The organism is Dysgonomonas termitidis (assembly GCF_042654545.1).
GTDB classification, from domain to species: domain Bacteria; phylum Bacteroidota; class Bacteroidia; order Bacteroidales; family Dysgonomonadaceae; genus Dysgonomonas; species Dysgonomonas termitidis.
In genome coordinates this window covers 23,932-42,978 of sequence record NZ_JBHSGN010000122.1, presented here as the reverse complement: position 1 = coordinate 42,978, position 19,047 = coordinate 23,932, and the positions used below count along the sequence as shown (strand labels likewise).

General features: G+C 37.7%; 27 protein-coding genes. 26 read left to right on the top strand and 1 reads right to left on the bottom strand.

Annotation, left to right across the window (positions count from 1 at the left end):
* The 24 genes from ACFO6W_RS21170 to ACFO6W_RS21055 form a co-directional block, all read left to right on the top strand.
* Positions 1-314 (top strand): hypothetical protein (locus ACFO6W_RS21170; RefSeq protein ID WP_380000192.1); only part of this gene is annotated, 314 nt, incomplete at its 5' end.
* Positions 311-598, top strand: a complete 288-nt coding sequence (locus tag ACFO6W_RS21165) for a hypothetical protein (protein ID WP_380000190.1) — start codon at positions 311-313, stop codon at positions 596-598. The genes ACFO6W_RS21170 and ACFO6W_RS21165, both read left to right, overlap by 4 nt.
* 175 nt (positions 599-773) lie before the next feature.
* Complete coding sequence (locus ACFO6W_RS21160; protein ID WP_380000188.1) at positions 774-1,067, top strand: hypothetical protein; 294 nt, start codon at positions 774-776, stop codon at positions 1,065-1,067.
* 21 nt (positions 1,068-1,088) lie between these two features.
* Positions 1,089-1,538, top strand: coding sequence for a recombination protein NinB (locus ACFO6W_RS21155; RefSeq protein ID WP_380000186.1), 450 nt, complete (start codon positions 1,089-1,091; stop codon positions 1,536-1,538).
* On the top strand, positions 1,519-2,067 hold the full coding sequence (locus ACFO6W_RS21150; protein ID WP_380000184.1) for a recombination protein NinG: 549 nt from the start codon (positions 1,519-1,521) through the stop codon (positions 2,065-2,067). Before ACFO6W_RS21155 ends, ACFO6W_RS21150 begins: the two co-directional genes overlap by 20 nt.
* Entirely contained in the window at positions 2,060-2,515 is a 456-nt protein-coding gene (locus ACFO6W_RS21145) for a DUF4494 domain-containing protein (protein ID WP_380000182.1), read from the top strand. The genes ACFO6W_RS21150 and ACFO6W_RS21145 overlap by 8 nt, the downstream gene beginning before the upstream one ends.
* Positions 2,516-2,528: 13 nt before the next feature.
* Entirely contained in the window at positions 2,529-2,738 is a 210-nt protein-coding gene (locus ACFO6W_RS21140) for a hypothetical protein (protein WP_380000180.1), read from the top strand.
* Positions 2,739-2,764: 26 nt separating this feature from the next.
* Positions 2,765-3,916 carry a DNA polymerase III subunit beta gene (locus ACFO6W_RS21135; RefSeq protein ID WP_380000178.1) on the top strand — a complete coding sequence of 384 codons (1,152 nt, stop codon included), beginning with the start codon at positions 2,765-2,767 and terminating at the stop codon, positions 3,914-3,916.
* A gap of 4 nt (positions 3,917-3,920) precedes the next feature.
* Entirely contained in the window at positions 3,921-6,440 is a 2,520-nt protein-coding gene (locus ACFO6W_RS21130; protein WP_380000176.1) for a DNA methyltransferase, read from the top strand.
* A gap of 38 nt (positions 6,441-6,478) precedes the next feature.
* Entirely contained in the window at positions 6,479-8,509 is a 2,031-nt protein-coding gene (locus tag ACFO6W_RS21125) for a DNA cytosine methyltransferase (protein ID WP_380000197.1), read from the top strand.
* Between the two features lie 136 nt (positions 8,510-8,645).
* Positions 8,646-9,491: a Lin1244/Lin1753 domain-containing protein gene (locus tag ACFO6W_RS21120; protein ID WP_380000174.1), complete on the top strand. Its 846-nt coding sequence runs from the start codon at positions 8,646-8,648 to the stop codon at positions 9,489-9,491.
* A gap of 1 nt (position 9,492) precedes the next feature.
* A complete protein-coding gene (locus ACFO6W_RS21115) occupies positions 9,493-9,744 on the top strand; it encodes a hypothetical protein (RefSeq protein ID WP_380000172.1) in 252 nt (83 codons plus the stop codon).
* Positions 9,710-11,167 carry a replicative DNA helicase gene (dnaB, locus tag ACFO6W_RS21110; protein WP_380000170.1) on the top strand — a complete coding sequence of 486 codons (1,458 nt, stop codon included), beginning with the start codon at positions 9,710-9,712 and terminating at the stop codon, positions 11,165-11,167. The genes ACFO6W_RS21115 and dnaB overlap by 35 nt, the downstream gene beginning before the upstream one ends.
* A 41-nt stretch (positions 11,168-11,208) precedes the next feature.
* Entirely contained in the window at positions 11,209-11,517 is a 309-nt protein-coding gene (locus ACFO6W_RS21105; RefSeq protein ID WP_380000168.1) for a hypothetical protein, read from the top strand.
* Positions 11,518-11,520: 3 nt separating this feature from the next.
* Positions 11,521-11,868, top strand: coding sequence for a hypothetical protein (locus ACFO6W_RS21100; RefSeq protein WP_380000166.1), 348 nt, complete (start codon positions 11,521-11,523; stop codon positions 11,866-11,868).
* Positions 11,865-12,209, top strand: coding sequence for a hypothetical protein (locus ACFO6W_RS21095; RefSeq protein WP_380000164.1), 345 nt, complete (start codon positions 11,865-11,867; stop codon positions 12,207-12,209). Before ACFO6W_RS21100 ends, ACFO6W_RS21095 begins: the two co-directional genes overlap by 4 nt.
* 41 nt (positions 12,210-12,250) lie before the next feature.
* Positions 12,251-12,460 carry a hypothetical protein gene (locus ACFO6W_RS21090; protein WP_380000162.1) on the top strand — a complete coding sequence of 70 codons (210 nt, stop codon included), beginning with the start codon at positions 12,251-12,253 and terminating at the stop codon, positions 12,458-12,460.
* A gap of 234 nt (positions 12,461-12,694) precedes the next feature.
* The gene (locus tag ACFO6W_RS21085) at positions 12,695-12,913 is read left to right on the top strand and encodes a hypothetical protein (RefSeq protein ID WP_380000158.1); all 219 of its coding nucleotides are present in this window, start codon (positions 12,695-12,697) and stop codon (positions 12,911-12,913) included.
* 495 nt (positions 12,914-13,408) lie between these two features.
* Positions 13,409-13,681 carry a hypothetical protein gene (locus ACFO6W_RS21080; RefSeq protein ID WP_380000156.1) on the top strand — a complete coding sequence of 91 codons (273 nt, stop codon included), beginning with the start codon at positions 13,409-13,411 and terminating at the stop codon, positions 13,679-13,681.
* 11 nt (positions 13,682-13,692) lie between these two features.
* Positions 13,693-13,956, top strand: coding sequence for a hypothetical protein (locus ACFO6W_RS21075; protein WP_380000154.1), 264 nt, complete (start codon positions 13,693-13,695; stop codon positions 13,954-13,956).
* Between the two features lie 10 nt (positions 13,957-13,966).
* A complete protein-coding gene (locus ACFO6W_RS21070) occupies positions 13,967-14,413 on the top strand; it encodes a hypothetical protein (RefSeq protein ID WP_380000151.1) in 447 nt (148 codons plus the stop codon).
* The gene (locus ACFO6W_RS21065; protein WP_380000149.1) at positions 14,410-15,057 is read left to right on the top strand and encodes a hypothetical protein; all 648 of its coding nucleotides are present in this window, start codon (positions 14,410-14,412) and stop codon (positions 15,055-15,057) included. The genes ACFO6W_RS21070 and ACFO6W_RS21065 overlap by 4 nt, the downstream gene beginning before the upstream one ends.
* Before the next feature lie 13 nt (positions 15,058-15,070).
* Positions 15,071-15,484 carry a hypothetical protein gene (locus ACFO6W_RS21060; protein WP_380000147.1) on the top strand — a complete coding sequence of 138 codons (414 nt, stop codon included), beginning with the start codon at positions 15,071-15,073 and terminating at the stop codon, positions 15,482-15,484.
* A gap of 241 nt (positions 15,485-15,725) precedes the next feature.
* The gene (locus ACFO6W_RS21055) at positions 15,726-16,439 is read left to right on the top strand and encodes a BRO-N domain-containing protein (protein ID WP_380000194.1); all 714 of its coding nucleotides are present in this window, start codon (positions 15,726-15,728) and stop codon (positions 16,437-16,439) included.
* A 138-nt stretch (positions 16,440-16,577) separates the two neighbouring features.
* On the opposite strand, the gene ACFO6W_RS21050 is transcribed toward ACFO6W_RS21055, so the two are convergent.
* Entirely contained in the window at positions 16,578-17,054 is a 477-nt protein-coding gene (locus ACFO6W_RS21050) for a helix-turn-helix domain-containing protein (protein WP_380000145.1), read from the bottom strand.
* Between the two features lie 118 nt (positions 17,055-17,172).
* Here ACFO6W_RS21050 and ACFO6W_RS21045 point away from each other — a divergent pair, with 118 nt between their 5' ends.
* Entirely contained in the window at positions 17,173-17,787 is a 615-nt protein-coding gene (locus tag ACFO6W_RS21045) for a virion core protein, T7 gp14 family (RefSeq protein ID WP_380000143.1), read from the top strand.
* Position 17,788: 1 nt separating this feature from the next.
* Positions 17,789-19,042, top strand: a complete 1,254-nt coding sequence (locus tag ACFO6W_RS21040) for a hypothetical protein (RefSeq protein ID WP_380000140.1) — start codon at positions 17,789-17,791, stop codon at positions 19,040-19,042.
* Positions 19,043-19,047: the final 5 nt, after the last annotated feature.

The following is a 19,047-nucleotide window of genomic DNA, read 5'->3' as shown; positions in this document are numbered from 1 at the left end:
ATGCATTAACAGAACTGGCAAAAGACAGTAATTGGAATGTTCGCAGGCGTGCTGCCTCCAATCCATCTACACCTGGCTATACAGATACAAGGGAATATGTGATAGGAGATAATTATGTAGCTACGCAGGGAACGAATCACCTGTGGTATAAATATAACAGCAAAAAGCCATTTTATACCTGTGGCTGCTTTATCGGAAGCAGGGAGCAACTCCTTATCAGAATCATATCCCTCGATATGTCGGAGAACCCATATGAAAGGCTCCGCATACTGGAACAACTCGATAAGAAATTCGACGAAACATTTAACAAATGAACCTGGATATCACATCTCCCGTCCGGATACTAGAGGAGCTTACCTCGATAGATGCTTTCCTGAATATCACAATGAGCGAACAGGCAGAAGAAGCCGGCGCAACTTCCAAGGCGGTTAATAAAATTATCGACAGCCTTTGTAAAGAGGAGCAATACCTTGTCAACTGGTGTGAACGCCTGAACAGGTCGGCCACGCATCAACTGGAATGGTGCCGCACATTGATCAGCAAGGCAAAAGAAGAAATGAGGCTCGCGCCTATGTATAACAATAACCCAAGATTTTAAAAAAAATGGAAGAACAGGAACAAGCTATCTATGAGATAGAGAAAGTAAAGCTGAAATTCAATAGGTTTTGATTCAGCTAAATTCAAAAAAGAAAATCCGGAATTAGCCGAAAAGTATAAGAAAGAAACGGCTAAGACTGGGTATGTGAAAGTGACATACAAAAAAGAAAAAGACTATGAGTGATTTTTTAATAGGTTCGATATGCGTATCGGACATACCGAAGGAACTGTTTAAGAAAGCCGATAACGGCAAAGTATACCTGAATATTGCAGTAGCCGAAAGGCAATCGGAATCGCAATATGGCGACACACACAATATAATAGCTTCCAAACCGAAAGACCAGAGGTCAGAGGGTGAAAAGCCTATTTATTGTGGTAATCTGAAACGTTGGAATGAAACCCCTAAAGCTCCAAGTCCGGAGGAAATACAGAATGCTCCCATGGCAGATGAAGATGATCTTCCATTTTAGGAAAAAATTATTGATTCGGATATGAAATTTCCAAAAAGAGACCCCGAAATCAAAAAAAAGATATACGCCTATATCTTAAAGCTGCTTGAGCAACCATCTATTATAATGATAGAGATAACCGGAAAGCGGAAGAAGCGTACTAACCACCAGAATGCATGGCTTTGGGGGTGCATCTACCCGATGTTTTTACAGGCTGCTATAAATGAGGGATGGGAATACACAAGCGTAGAACAGGCGCATGAGTTTTGCAAGAATATGTTCACAAAAGATAGTGTTGTAAACAGGGAAACAGGGGAAATAGTAACGTTTCCACGTTCCACATCTGCAATGACTACGCTTGAGTTTTTTACTTATTGCGACTTGGTAAGGGATTATGCTTTAGAATATTTCTATATCGAGATACCTGAACCCGATCCGGAATGGAGAACAAGAAACCAACATGTAAATATAGATGATAGCGATAACACGTAATCTAATCAAGTGTCGAAGCTGCAAACAAGACTTTGAACCAATATACAGAAATAGTATAATCGTATCAAGATTGTGCCTTTCTTGTCTAATGGAGAAAGCAAAGCACAAAGTAAAGAGAGATAAGGCAAAGGAGAGGGATAAAATAAAGGAGAAGCTAAAAACACGTTCGGAGTGGCTCAATGACTTGCAAAAAGTATTCAACACATATATTCGACTTAGAGACAAAGGCAAACCTTGTATTTCTTGCGGATGTACTTTAACAGGAAAATACGATGCTGGCCATTTCTTTTCGGTAGGCGCTTATCCTAATATCCGATTCAACGAAGATAACGTACACGGCCAATGTGTAGCCTGTAATCAACATAAACATGGAAACACTACCGAGTACTCTTTATCCCTGTCTATGCGCATCGGGATTGAAAGGTACGAAACATTGTTAGAGATTCGGAATGAGCCTTTAAAACTCACTATTGAGGAAATAAAAGAAAAAATAAAATATTATAAACTTAAAATTAAAGAATATGCATAATTGGTTTGAATGCAAAGTGTCTTATGAAAAGACCTTAGATAATGGAATGCAAAAGAAAGTAACTGAGCCTTATTTGGTAGATGCTCTTTCGTTTACCGAAGCAGAAGCAAGAATAACAGAAGAAATACGACCTTACATCAGTGGTGAATTTACTATCACAGACATCAAAAGGGCTAAACTATCTGAACTATTCTTCAATGACAACGGCGATCGCTTTTTCAAGGCAAAAGTACTATTTGTAACACTAGACGAAAGAGCCGGGACTGAAAAGAAAACACCTGTTTACATGTTAGCTCAGGCCTCTGATATCGATGAGGCGCAAGTTGTAATAAAAAAAGGAATGGAGGGTACACTTGCGGATTATGAGGTCGCAGAGGTAAAGGAAACTAAGCTAATGGATGTATTCCCATATGCGGAGGATCAGAAGAAAAAGATAGTGTTAACATAAAATATTTCAGATTATGGCAAAAGTAATATACGGTCAAATAAAGACCAATGCGCAAAATATATCGGAAGAATTAAATGACGCTTGTATTTCAAACCAAGAAATAGCAGCATATATCTCCGAACTCCCCCCATACGAATTAAAAGACCTCTTTTGTGATATGGTAGGCGTAAACCATCACACGCCGAAAGATGAATTAATGAAATTACTCTCTGAAAAAATTTAGTAAGAATATCGTAAGAAAAAATAACTATGGAAGAAAAAGTAATATTTAAGGTGTCTAAGAATGAGCTACTGCACCATCTGCAAAGAGTCAGTAAAGCTGTATTAGACAAATCGACACTTCCGGTTTACACATATATACTGTTCGAATTAGGCAGCAATAAAACGCTGCAACTCACAGGAACAACAACAGAGATACAAATTGAAACATCACTGGAGGTTGTTGAGGTGGATAATTCGTTGACGTTTTGTGTAGATAAGTCAATAATAAACATATTAAAGACCCTTCCGGAGCAGCCTGTCCATTTTGAAGTAACAAGAGTTCCTGATCCGGCTGACAGCGAAAATGCAAGTGTTACCATTGCATTATCCCACTCTACAGGTAACGCTATCATTCCCGGTATGGATGCAACATACTTCGAAAAGATGAAGGCGGTAACAGGCCAATCTTTTAAAATGCCTATAGAATCATTGCGCCGGGGGTTAAGCATGACAAAGAAGTTTGCCGGAATAGATGCAATGAAGCCCACACAAACAGCCGTATTCTTTGACTTAAAAGAAGATCATATTGTTTTTGTTTCCACAAATGGACAATACATGTCCCGGTTTAAGGATAATTCGGTTAAGTGTCCGGAATGTAAGAGTTTTATATTTGGGCTGAGTGCTGTTAATATAACATCATCACTTATAGAAGGTATTTCGGGTGTAGAAGTTGAGATAATATCGAGCGAGTCGAATGTTTCCTTTTCATTTTTAGAGATAATAGTTACCTCCCGGTTAGTTGAGGGTAGATATCCAAATTACAACAGCGTATTTCCGCAAAACAACCAAATAAAGATGCATGTGGATAGTAAATATTTATCGTCTGTCTTGAATCGTCTGTTAACTGTGGCTAATCCCCTGGTAGGATTGATAAAATTAGAATCAGGTATGATAGATTCTACCCTTTCAACTGCTGACGAATTTAGCACTAAGGCAGCAAAAGAATCAATAGACTCCGGGAGTAACATAGAAATAACTATCGGGTTTAGCGGCCCTCAAATGATAGACATACTATCTGTTATAAACGGAAATGCAATACTGGCATTTTCAGCCCCTGAAAGGCCTATCCTCATAAAGCCTGAAAAAGATGAGGAGGAATGTGAATTAACACTATTATCAATGCCTTTAATATTGAAATAAGGATATGACAAGAGAACAGGAATATATCAATTTTCTTTCCTTAAAAATGGCTATCAGCAGCCAAACAGGATTTGATATTGAAAAGAGCGAATTAACGCCTACACTATACCCACATGTAAAAGACACTGTGCAATGGGCTATAAAGGGCGGATGTAGGGCTATATTTTCGTCATTCGGGTTGCAAAAAACTGTAACCCAACTGGAAATAGCAAAGCAGATAATTGCGCACAAAGGAGGTAAGGCCCTCATCGTATGTCCTAAGCGTGTAGTCATAGAGTTCAAAGCTCAGGCAAAGGAACATCTTAATATGGATGTGACTTATGTAAGATACATGACAGATGTAATAGACTGTAAGACGGACATAATGATAGCCAACTATGAGCGTGTGCGTGACGGAGATATAAAACCGGATTACTTCATTATGACATCGCTCGATGAGGCTTCTGTATTACGGGACTACGGGACAAAAACATATCAGGAGTTTCTCCCTAAATTCTCTCCGGTTCCATATCGTTACGTTGCTACAGCGACACCATCACCGAACAGATATAAAGAATTGATACACTATGCCGGATATTTGGGAATCATGGATACCGGACAAGCCTTAACCCGCTTCTTTAAACGCGATAGTACAAAAGCTAATAACCTGACATTATATGAACACAAAGAAGAGGAGTTCTGGCTATGGATGTCAACATGGGCGTTGTTCCTGACAAAACCGTCTGATCTTGGATATTCTGATGAAGGATATGAGTTGCCGGACTTGATAGCACATGAGGAGGTTGTAAATGTAGACAACTCGACTGCAGGTGTAAATAAGGACGGACAGGTTAAAATGTTGCGGGAAGCCTCAACAAAGGATTTCAGAGGCAAAGCGAAAGAACGCCGGGATAACTTAGATGTAAAAGTAGATCGCATAGTTGAGATACTGAACCGTCCGGAAAACAAAGACGATCATTTCTTAATATGGCACGACTTAGAGGCTGAACGACACGCCATCTGTAAAGCTGTCCCCGGATGCAAAGCCGTATATGGCACGCAAAAGGATGAGGAGGCTGATATTATTATTGACGACTTTAAAAATGGCCGTTTAAAATATCTGGCTGCAAAACCTTCGATGCTAGGAGAGGGATTGAACTTTCAATATCATTGCCATAAAGCGATAATGATAATTGATGATAAATTTCACGATAAGTTTCAGGCTATACACCGTATTTGGCGTTTTATGCAAAAGCATAATGTACACCTATATCTGGTATATGCCGAATCTGAAAGTAAAATTTATCAGGATTTCATATTGAAATGGGAGCAACACAATAAGCTCGTGGATAATATGGCCGAAATAGTTCGTAAATACGGGCTTTACGGCTTGGATGCACAAGAAAAGATGATGCGATGGATGTTTGCCAGTCGTGAAGAATATAAAGGAACGGACTTCGTGTCTGTAAATAATGATTGTGTTTTAGAGGCTTTCAAAAAGCCGGACAATTCTTCCGGATTGATAATTACTTCTATTCCATTCTCTAATCATTACGAGTACACGCCAACATATAACGATTTCGGACATAACCTCAATAATGATAAGTTCTTTCAGCAGATGGATTTCTTAACTCCGGAGATGTACCGGATTTTGCAGCCGGGCCGCCTTGCCTGTATCCATGTTAAGGACCGTGTATTATTCGGAAATGCTACGGGTACAGGTATGCCGACAATCGATCCTTTCCATGCCATGTGTATTTTCCATTATATGAAGCACGGATTTGAATTTATGGGAATGATAACGGTTGTGACCGATGTAGTAAGGGAAAATAATCAGACTTACAGGCTCGGATATACTGAGATGTGTAAAGACGGCTCAAAAATGGGTGTCGGTTGTCCTGAATATGTCCTATTGTTCCGCAAGCCGCAAACAAATAAAAGTAAAGCCTATGCAGACATTCCGGTAATAAAGGACCCGGAATCATATTCTTTGGCACGATGGCAAGTAGATGCGCATGCCTTCTGGAAATCGTCCGGAAATACATTATTGACAGCTGAGCATATTGCCAACATGAAAATAGATCAGGTACGGTTACTATTCAAAGACTTTGACCGGAACAATGTATATAATTATGAACGTCATGTTGAGATTGCCGAAATGATGGATAGAATAAATATTCTACCCCGTACATTTATGGCTATCGATCCGACAACAGATCATCCGATGGTATGGGATGATGTGGCCCGGATGAAAACACTTAACACCCGCCAAACGCAACAGAATCGCCAAAATCATATTTGTCCGTTACAGTTGGATATTGTAGACCGTCTGATTGACAGATATAGTAATGAGGGGGATGAGGTATATGAACCTTTCGGGGGTATTGGTACAGTTGGATATTGTGCTTTAAAGAAAAGGCGCAAGGCTTTCCTTTCAGAACTTAATTATGATTATTGGTTTGATGGACTGGGTTACATGCGCGAAGCGGAAATGAAAGCATCTACACCGACATTGTTTGATTTAATGGAAATGGAGGCGGTATGAAAAGTAACACGATACTGAATCCCATTACATCATTAAACATGATTATCCTATTGGATAAACTTGTAAATGAGGGGATAGACATATATTATATTGATCTGTTTTGTGGGGCCGGAGGAACATCTACCGGGGTGGAGTTAGCAACCGTAAACGGCCGGAAGGTAGCAAAGATTATCATTTGTATTAATCACGATAAAAACGCAATAGCAAGTCATTTCGCCAATCATCCGGATGCTTTACACTTTACAGAAGATATCCGGACGCTTGATTTTTCGATAATTGTAAGCTTGGTTAAAAAAATACGAATGAGGCAACCGAATGCAAAGTTCGTACTTTGGGCCTCTCTGGAATGTACAAATTTCAGCAAGGCAAAAGGAGGATTATCCCGCAATCCGGATAGTAGAACTTTAGCAGAACATCTATATCGATATATCAATGCAATTGAACCTGATTTGATTCAGATTGAAAATGTAGAAGAGTTCCTGGATTATGGTCCTGTTGAACCTGTCGTAAAAAAGACAGATGAAGGCCTTGATTACTGTCCTCTTGATATTAAGATAGACAAGAAAACAAAGAAGTGGATTATCAATCCAGTTTACAAACCGATAGAAGAGTTAAAAGGAACGTATTATGCCGAATGGCGAGACAGGATCAAGTCGTTTGGCTTCGAATATGAACATCGTATCTTAAACGCTGCTGATTATGGAGCATATACAAGTCGAAAGCGGTTGTTTATACAGTTTGCAAAACCCGATATGCCTATTGAATGGCCGGAACGCACTCATAGTAAACACGGATCAAAAGACTTATTCGATACAACATTAAAATATAAACCAGTAAAAGAGTGCTTAGATTTTTCAGATGAAGGCGAAAGTATATTCGATAGGAAAAAAAAACTTGTTGAAGCTACTTTAGATCGCGTTCTGTCAGGTTGTATTATACATGTAGCAGGCGGTAAAGATAAATGGTTACTAAAGTATAATTCCATAAATGGAAATACAGGAAAGCATAATCCACCAAGTGTTGATGATCCATGCCCAACGGTAAGTACTCAAGGTCGATTAGGTGTTGTACAGGCTTCGTTCCTTTGCAAGCATTTTTCAGGACATCCCGATAGTAAGAACAGCTCAATTAATGAGCCTGCGAGAGCTATAACCACGATAGACCATCATTCGGTAGTCAATGCGAAATTTATAGCTAAATATTATTCAGGCAATCCGGATCATATGATTTCCGGAATAAATGAACCCGCACCGGTGATAAGAACAAAAGATTCTCAAGCGTTAATATGTTCATACAATTATAAGGATGAACCTAAGAGCGTAAATGATCCGTGTCCTACCTTACTAACTAAAGATAGGTTGGCACTAACAACACCTAAGTTTATTATGAATAATTATACAGGTGGTGGTCAGCACAGCGACATCAACAAACCTTGTCCGGCTGTTACGCAAGTTCCAAAACAAAATCTTGTACAGTGTCATTTCGTAGATCAGCAATTTGGGCAATCTAAGCCGTCAAGCATAAATAAGCCTTTAGGCGCATTAACTCAGAATCCGAAATATAGTCTTGTTAAATGTGACAAGTGGCTAATGAATACCAATTTTAATAATATTGGTTCATCGCTTGAAGAACCGGCTCCAACTATAACCGCCAATCGCAAATGGCATTATATAGTCGATGCCCAATACAGTAGGACAGGACAAGATATAGAGCGTCCATGTTTTACTCTGATTGCAAGGATGGATAAAACACCACCTTATCTGATTGAAGCATCTTCAGAGCCTCAGAACATACCATCTTTCATTAAAATAGAAGGTGATACTATCATATATGAGATATATGATGCTGACAGTCCCAAAACAAAGGAAATAAAAGAGTTTATGGCTTTGTATGGACTGATTGATATTAAGATGCGCATGCTCCGTATTCCGGAACTTAAAATGATAATGGGATTTCCTGAAGATTATGTTCTTATCGGTTCTCAAGCAGATCAAAAGAAGTTTATAGGTAATGCAGTCGAAGTAAACCAAGCTCGTGTATTATGCGAGGCTATAGCCAAAAGCTATTAAAACTAAAAAGGAATATAGCATGAAAACAATTAAAGATTATACAGATGAAAAATGAAACATTTACCCGTGAAGCTCTCAAGCAATATAAAGATGAACTCTCAAAAAGAGGTCAGAATCAATTAGAATTTAAATAAATATGGCAAAGAAAACATTTTACTTTCCACATGACGGCAATGCTCGTAATGATGATAGAATTATCGCCGTGCGAATGAGGCATAAGATGGAAGGGTATGGAGTGTATTTCGCAATCCTGGAAAGGATACTTGAAAGTTCTAATTACATGTGTGCCAAAGATTATAATCTAATAGCCTTTGATTTACATGTAAGTGCTGAACTAGTTAAAAGCATCGTTGAGAATTTCGGACTGTTTAAGTTTACTGATGATGGCGAATTCTTTTATTCGGAAAGTTTTAATGATAGGATGAACCCTCTAGAAAACATTAGAGAACAAAGGAGTTTAGCTGGGAAAAAATCAGCAGAAAAACGAGCAAAGAACAACGGTAGTTCAACGACCGTTCAACGACCGTTGAAAGAAAAACCAACAGAGGAGAGTAAAGTAGAGTATAGTAAAGTAAAAGAATCTAAAGATTCTAATTATAGAGATAATTCTAACGAATTACCTCTAAGTGGGACTGAAAAGCCCCACGCTGAAAATATCGATTATCAAAAGTTTATAGAATGGTTCAATGATAAGACAAAAGGTGTATTTGGAGAACTTAGGTATCCTTTATCTGAATCTCGAAAGGGAATGATGCGCGCACGAATTAAGGAGCATGGCAAAGATGTATTCTTTAGCGTCATATTATCATCTGCTAAAAGTAATTTTTTGAAAGGAGATAATAAAAGAAACTGGCGTGCAACATTCGATTGGATAATAAGACCAACTAATTTCGAAAAGATCCTAACAGGTAATTTTGATAACCGTACTAATGGAAATTCTTTAGATGATGATGAATTTATTAATAAACTATTAGATAAATAATATGAAAGCAAGTAGTAATTACATAGCCAATCAAATACTTAGATTAAGCAAGGCTTTTCCGCAGCAACCCATGGAATTCTTCAAAATATTACTCGAAAGAATTGAAGAACTTGAATTTACAGAGCAGGAAATAACCGACACGGTGAATAAGTGTATAGATACGTTCGAATATAAGAATCTTACAGTTGCTACAATAGTCAAGCTAAAAGCTAAAGAAAATGAAAAGCAAGTTTACATCATACCAGAAGACTAAGCCCGTCAATGACCTATGTGATAGTTTTATCTCGCCTCAAGCAGTCGAATTGGAAGAAGCCGTTCTTGGTGCCATTTTGATAGAAAAAGAAGCTTATCAATCTATCGAGGATATTCTAAAGCCGGATGATTTTTATGTGGAATCGAATAAACTGATATATCAGGCAATTAGAATTTTGAATGGTGAAAGTCGCCCTGTAGATATGCTTACTGTTACAGAAAAACTTAAATCCGGTAACAAGTTAGCTGAAATCGGGGGGCCGGTCTATATCGCAGGACTAACGGAAAAGGTAGGCTCATCTGCACATATTGTTTTTCATGCAAATATCATAAAACAAAAAGCAATAGAGCGTGTAACGATAACAGAAGCCAGATCTATTATCAACAAAATAAATGAGAATGAAGATATATCTGATATTCTTTTCACATCAGGAAAGAATCTGGAAGAACTTCAGGAGTCATTAGTCGGTAAAATGACAGGATCACATCTCTCTGTTTCTCTAAAAAAGGCAACGGATGAGATGTATTCGAGAATCGAACTGGCACGGAAGAATATCAGGTCAGGTATTGATACAGGGTTTGCGGACTTAAACCGGAAAACCAACGGATGGCAAAAAGGAGATTTGATTATTGAAGCCGGACGTCCGGGGATGGGTAAGACTGCAGTTGCCTTATGGCATGCTAAAGCAGCTGCAAGGCAAGGTTATCCGGTCGCTTTCTTCTCTTTGGAAATGTCGGATGTGAGTTTGGCTAATCGTTTAATTCTGTCAGAGGCGAAAGTTGATCCTGAAAACTTCAAGTCAGGTTACATGACTAATGGAGAAGTGGACTTGATAGAGAAAGCGATAGGAGCATTATGGAGTTTGCCTATTTATGTTGATGATAATCCTTGTGCATCTATGGGCTATATCCGGGCGAAATGTAGGGTTTTGAAAAAGCAAGGTAAGCTCGGTTTAATTATCGGCGACTACCTTCAGCTTGCGGAAAATGATGAAGAAAGCGGAAGCCGTGAACAAGAGGTTGCTAAGATGTCACGTACAGCTAAAAAGATAGCAAAAGAGCTCGAAGTACCTTTTATCCTTCTATCTCAGTTGAATCGTGGTAATGAATCCAGGGCTGATAAAAAACCATTGTTATCTGATTTGCGTGAATCCGGAGCAATAGAGCAAGATGCTGATATCGTAATATTCAATCACCGGCCAGAGTATTATGATATGAAAGTTACGGATGAGAATGGCATGGAAGAATCTAATTACGGAGAGCTTATAGTTGCAAAACATCGAAATGGAGCTACAGGGACTGTGAAATATAAACACAGTGAGGGTATGGCTCAATTCTTCGATTATAATACGGCATCTTATCAAAGCTCTCAATTTCCTACTCCGAAGGTGCAAAGTTCAGAATCAGACGAAATGCCATTTTAAAACGAATAATTTATGAAAGTATATTTAATAGAGAAAGAAAAATGAAAAAGGAATATTACATAATAAGCCTAAAGCATACGGCAAAAACAGACCGTTACCTTACTCTCTGGCGTCCTGATAATGCCGGTTATTGCCTGAGCAAAGAAATGGCCGGAATCTATACAGAATTAAAAGTAGGGTATCACGACTCCGAAGGCCAGCTACCAATAGAAAAAGAAGTTCTCGAAAAACTTATGATTAACGTTTCCATTGATGGATTTGACAGGCATGCTGTACCTAATTGTCAGGCTGTATGGGACGTCCTCAGGGTAAAATTCATAAGAAATGATTTAATCAAAATTAAAGAATAGGTTATGGAAAAGAAACAAGAAGGCTACAACTTAGCTATTGAAAATTTAGAAAACATAATCAGTAATCCTGCAAACGTATTATCTGAAAATGTAAGGGACATGATTGAAACTTCGGTACGATTGCTTAAAGTTGAGCAACATAAAATCATCACATGTATGGAATTGGTCTTGAATATCAAAAATGAGGATATAGAAGCTCTCTCATCTCAATTAACAGCCTGCAAAGAGGCGTTGAGAGAGATTGTAGAATGTACTTGTGATATGGAAAAAGCAAAGACTGATCTTGAATATAATATTAGATCAGCCGAAAGAAAAGTATTAATAGATAAAGCCAAAACCTTAATAGAATGAGAAAGATAGAAAACAAAGATAAAGTAGATAAAGAAACTATTGATGTATATGACAGCATTAACGGTTTTGATGTAATGAAAGAACTTTTCCTATTCAAAGGTGAAGATCGAGCGTGTCGTGACATGAGAGTAGAATTTAAAGATTTAATGGATGCTGCTTTTATTCTATATGGATTGAAAGTAAACAGTACAAATAAATTGTATGTATCTTTCCATCTTACACGATTCTACAAAAAAGAAGGTCTTATAACACCTAATGGGAGAATTATTGTGCCTGTCTCAATATATGATGAGATAAAAGCTATAAATGATAAATATCGGAGTACACACCGCCGTCACTGAGGTAATTAACCCCTCATTACTAAAATAAAGAATAGAAGATTATGGAATCAACAGTAGATGGATCAGGGAGAGTTTTCCCTATCGTACAAGGTACGGAAATACACACAACGGGTCTCACCAAGCGAGAACTATTCGCTGCTATGGCTATGCAAGGGATATTAGCAGACCCAGAAGTGAGTGATGCAATAAAAGCTTCATCATTCGCCGTGAAATGCGCCGATGCTCTTATCAACGAACTAAACAAGGAATAAGATGAAAATACCCAAAAATGTAAAGCAAGCTATTGAGGATATGATGTCCGATATAGAATCAATGTACGGATGCTGTGAACAACCTGATGATAATTCTCCATCGTGGGATGAATATATGAAATCTAGGATTAAAGTGATAAGAAATTATTTAAACAAAGAATAGTTATGAGTTTTATTTACAGTTGTATTGGGAATAACACGCCTGAGAATAGAGAGCATCGCGAAAAGGTAGGTATGAAAAAGCACCCATTTAGCCATGAACGAGGAGACATGATCGCCACATACACGGATACCAAATCAAAAATAAGTTTTTATCTTATTTCATGGAAAGATACAGATATGCTAAAGCCTGATATAATTAACTGCATCGGCAACGACTGTTTATTTCAAGCAGTAACAGCTATGAGAGAAGATAGCGATTATATGCAGTGGTTTAAAACTGACTTCGAATAAACTAATACCCGATGTAAAAGAAATGTATTTATGTAAATCAAGAGAGTTTTGCGGAATCACAGTAAAATACAAAGGTGAGGATTTCGTAATAGGATCAGCAGGCTTTCATAAAGCCACCCTCGCCGAACTAAAAGAACATTTTAAATAATTAAAGCAAAAGAGAAATGAAATTTACTCGTGAGAAATGGCGGTCTTTCAACTCTTATTCCTTCCGGATTTTGAGTTATGAATTTAAGCTTTTTGCGATGTTCCCTGATGGATCTAGTTTGTGTACGTTCGATAATGTAATTAAACGTAAATATGAGTTTTATATATTAAAGTGGAAAAGAAATTCCACACACCAATAACAAATAAACGTCTATAATAGGCGAGAGGGGTGATTGCGCTACCAAACCCCTCTCTACAATATATGATATATGTCTCACAGTTGCACAAATATAACATCATAGAAACATATATTGTTGATTTAATTATAATTGATTAACAGATAAACAGATGAAAGAACCTAAATTATCATTACGCCAAATAGAAATAATGCGACATGCTATCGGATTAGGAAATGAAAAGTTAAAGAAAAGTCGATACGATGCATATAGAAACCGATTCGTCACATCTAAAATTGATGAAGATTGGGAGTATCTAGTTAGCATCGGTTATGCTACTAAACGAGATTTTGAAAGCGAAAAGCAAATAGGATATTACGTTGCTTCTATGGGGGCTAAATATTTAACTTGCTTATTCGGGATTACCATAACAATAGAAGATTAAACTCAAATAACATGGAAGAAAAATACATATGTAGATGTTGGAATGACGAACCGCCTGTTGATTGTAGCGGTTGCTCATGTGTTAAGATTCACTATAAAACGACAAAGGAGTATTTTGAGCGAAACGAAATGTGCGATTTCTATGTGCCAATTGTAGTTGATGAAGAATTGGAATATAAAATACATGAGGAAGCACATCGGGGTGTTCTCTATTGTGATGCTTGCGGTGCTTTAGACTGGTTTAATTGTGTATGTGATGAAGATAATGAATATTAAATTAATGGACATGGAAGAAATAAAAGCAAGCGATTTGATGATAGGGAATAGAATATTTCGAAAATATTATAATCCCGAACCTAATAATGAAACATATGCATATCATGAGGTTCAGGTTATAGGTATTTATAAAGATACTATCTACTGTACACCTATAGATAGTAAGCAGATTTTAAAAATAAAAGATGCTTATCCTATCCCACTAACAGAAGATATACTGTTGAAGGCAGGGGCGAAGAGATTAGGAGAAAATAAGGTTGCCATAATGCTAAACGATCCATCTACACATCTAATCTTAATGAGGATTGGTACGCATTGGTATCCCGAAATAGAACAAATAGGTGAATTTATATCTGATGGTGTAAATACCGTGCATCTTAATTTCATTGATTATGTGCATCAGGCTCAGAGATTATTCAAGTCACTAACAGGAAACGATTTAAAGATAGAGGTATGAAAGCAGAATTAACGACAGAACAAGTTAAAGAGGCTACACGCTTTTTTGAACTAAAGAGAAGGATATACGATGACTCAAATATCAAGGATAATTACGATTACAAAGAATATAAGTTCTCCTGGATATATAGCGCAGAGATTTATATATCTAATCTCACGGATCAAGATATATTCGCACTTGTAGTTATACTATATGATGCTCGTAAATTTGGTACACCGAGTAGGATATTCAAAGAGGCGTTTGGTTGGGATAAGAAGAAGGTTTATAATCTTGCCAAGAACGAGCAGTTTATCTATTCAACAACCCTATTCAGGGAAGATGACGGATTAATAGCCGGAAGGGGGTACGTTATCGAACATTCAGTTTCAAGGAGAATGGACGAATTGTATAAAGAGTTTCTTTGGAACGATATATCCGAAGAAATACCTAAATGTGGATTGCTTTTATTCGATGTTGATATACCTGAAGTTTTTAAAGGGCAATTAAAAGGTGTATTTCATTCTGATAAAACAAAAGTTCAAGTTAATAGACCTGAATATGTGAGGTATAATGAAATTCCTAATTGGCCTAAAGATGGATATTTTCCCAAAGGAACACTAACTATTGATAAATCTAATGTAAAACGTTGGAAGATAATTTACTAAAACAGACTAACCCATGACAGAAATAGATAAACTTATAGAGGAAGCGAGTAATGAACATAAAGATGAAACCGATTACATCGCATCACAGGAATATATTTGCGGATGCTCAAACGAAAATGATAAATTGTTTTGTTGGGAAGCTTCAACAGCTTGTTCAATTCAAGCAAGAGAGTCATTCAAAGCTGGCGCAAACTTCATCTTCCACCTAAACAGATGGAGAAAGGTAGAAGAGGAACTGCCCATACCGACATACAGAAATCTTGATGAGAAATATTTAATTAAAGGATATTATAAAGTTGGACAAGTAATAGGCAAAGAAATATTCGATACAGCTTATATCAATAAAGATGTATTCAGAGAGTTTAATAAAGTAATATTTGATGTAAATACTAATTTTATAGTCACCGAATGGAAGTCTATAATATAATACAGCCTAATTTATTTGTATTAACAAAACACAGCTTAAATAGGCTGTAAATAATTTGAGTCCTAATTTAATGTGATTAGATTTCTTTTTAATACTTTTGGGTAAATGTTAAATCTATAATTATACCAGTATGGCAAAACAGGAATTATCAGGTAAAGACAATCGATTTAATATCAATATGTCTTTGCAAGTATTTAAGTATGAATCAGAAGAATAGCATTTATTTAACGAAGTCAGGACTATTGAGACGCCGGAGGGTAAAATACTTTTCTGCGCTTCTGATGTGGCTAAGATGCTTGGCTATGAAAATCCGGCGAAAGCCATTATAGATCATTGTAAATCAGGCGATATAACGAATTGTTATATCCCTCATCCGAATGGGGTTGGTGGTACAAATATGAAATTCATTGCGGAAGGTAATGTTTATCGTCTTATTGTGAGTTCAAAATTACCTTCTGCCGAAAAGTTTGAAACATGGTTATTTGACGAGGTTGTGCCTTCTATCCATAAGAAAGGGTACTACGGAAAAATAGACCGGGCAGCACTACCTAATTTCATTGAACGGTATAAAGACAATTATCACAAATTGCCTAAAGACCATTTTTCGGTTATATCCGAAATGTATGCCCGCTTATATATGGAACTGGAGAAAGTTGGCTACTCTATACCCGACAAAGGAGAACATGGCACCCAAATGATGCCTGATATTAGCGTAGGCCGTACATTCGCCGCTTTCTTAAAAAGGTATAATTCCGAGTTTTTCAATACTCATAAAACTTACAGGCATTCATTCCCTGATGGACGGGAGGCAGATGCCAATATGTACCATATAGATGCCTTACCCATATTTATTCGATTTATAAACGAAGAATGGATTCCCAAGCATGCTCATAAATATTTCAAAGATAAAGATCCACTAGCATTGGAGTATCTACCCAAATTACTTAGACGGTAATTCAATAAGAAAAATACAAAGGGAAGATAAAATCAGTTATAGAATACAGGCGGCCTAAATATTAGATCGCTATCTTTGTATTGTTTCATAGTGTTATAGTTATTAGTTAGAGGCTGCTTTAGGGTGGCCTTTTTCTTTTTACCCTTTCACCTCTTCGCTCTCTATATCTATTATCTGCCGGGATTCACGCCATTTTTTATTATATGATTCGAGTATATCGTCCAGTTGGGTATGTGCGGAATCGACCTTATTGCCCTTATTTAGTTCCTGTAATTTTACAGGATTTAGTTTTTCTATAATAGTCACGAGATTATATATATTCTTTTCCTGTGGAATAAGTTCTATTAATCTGTTATAAGCTAGTTCGCAGACTTGCTCTGCTAAATATGTTTGCTTCTCCTCAAAATGGATAATATTGTTTGCCCGCATGTGTTCTATACGTGCTATAGCTGTAGAATTTTCCTGGTTAGCCTCCAATACATCCTTGTATAATTTTAGCCAGCCGCGAAAAGTTGAAGGATCTATTTTAAATTTATCGCATGTTTTTCTCTGATTTTTCCCGTTATCCCTGTACCATCTTACAGCCTTAAGCTTATCTGTTTTTGTATATGCCATACCTTGTAATATTTTTCTGTAAAAATAATAATTAATTGCCCATAAAATAATATATGAACACTTTAATATATAAAGTCTTACTTTACTTTTATGAAGTAATACTTTAAATAATATAAATATGGCATTCCCTTTAATGGCTATACCGCTTATAATAAGCGCGGCAAGCGCAATAGGCGGCGCAATAGGCGGCGCTAACGCAAAGAAGAAACAACAGCGCATGATCGACGCAGAAGACCAGCGTAATGAAGATGTGTACAGAAACGAGTTCTACAAAAATCAGCTCGACCGTACAGAAAATGCTGCTGCTCTTCAAAAAGCCCATGATTATCTGAAAGACAGGGCTAAGATAGATACTAAGACAGCTGCCGTTACCGGTGCAACCCCGGAAGCTGTAGCGGCTAACCGGAAGACCCATCTCGGAGCATATAGTGACCTGATAAGCAAAATAGCTGCTCAGGGTTCCGCTGCTAGAGACAGGATACAGGACAGGTATGAAGCCAATAAGCGTAATATATTCGGTATGCGGATGGGAGCGAAGCAAAACCAGGTGAATCAGTACGGGAATATGACATCTAATGCTATTAATACAGGTGCTAATAGTGCTATGGGGCTGGCTGGCCAGCTAATATCTAATCCGTCTACCAAAACATCTGTAGCTCCTAAGCCTTTCGATCTTAAAAGCTTTGGTGATGCGACAAATCCGGATGATATTTTAAAATTAAGAGGAAACTAATATGGCTTTCAATTTAGGTACACTTAACGATATTGTTAAGGAAAGGCTGACAAATAATGATAACAAGCCTAAGCCTGTAGTTCCTACACAGGATAGCGAGCAAGCAGTAACGCCCCCTGTGTCTTCTGTGCCTGCTTCGGCTTTCGATTTATCACAAAATAAGCCTCAAAGTGCGGGTACTGTATCTACAGATAATAACAATTTGTTACCAAATACCGGGGATGTGTCGCTAACAGATGCTGCCGGCAAATATGCAGAAACCCTTCTTCCGACATCGACAAAAACATTTGATTCGTATAACGTAAGCGATGATGAGCTGAACGCTAAGTTTGGTAAAGCCCCTGATCTGTCCTCCATGATCGACATGATAAACGAGGATGTCGCGAAGAAGAAAGCAGATTCGGATAAAGCACGATCGCTTTCATATATTCCCGCTCTAGCCGATATCGCTTTCCTTGTTAGCGATTTTATCGGGGCAAAGGGTGGAGCTAATGTAGAAAAAAGGGAGCCGGCTACAGGGAAATATAATGCTTTTGTTGAAAATATGACGAACCTGTACAGGCAGGCAGCTGATAAAAGGCCCGAACGCGTAGCGCAATTTATGATGGAAAACTATAAGAACCGGCTGAACCGTGAAACTTTACGATCTAATATGCAGAAATCCCGGTATGAATATGATCTTAACCTGCAAAAACAAAAGCAGGCGGCCATAAAAACGGCCTATGATTTGGCCTATAAAGATAGGATAATTGCCGGGAAGGATAAAGAGGAAGCCCGTAAAGCAGCGGAAGGAGCCGCGAAACTGGAAGCTCAAAAGCTAGACCGTGAGGAGCGTGCAAGACACAATAAGGCAATGGAAGATGTATCCGGAATGAATGCCCGGACGAACAGGCAGAGAGCTAATGCGTATGAGAGTAAAGTAAAAAATGATATAGCTAATCCTAAGAGTAAAGGTAAAACAGTTGATATATTGGATCAGTCTACCGGAAATATTATAAGTGTGCCGGAAAGCGCATGGAAAGGCAGCTCTAAACAATTAATGGCAGATATATTACCTGTAATAGAATCTGATCCGGACTATAGAATGATGGCAAATAGTATCAAACGTGGAAAGATAAAGGGGAATGTTCTAGATGAGATTGTAAAACAATTTATCAATAGTAGTCCTGCTGCTATGAACACTGTAAGGCAAATGGCCGGTATGCAAGTTGCTGATGCAGGTGATACTTACGAAGAGGATTTTGAGGACTATTAAATTAG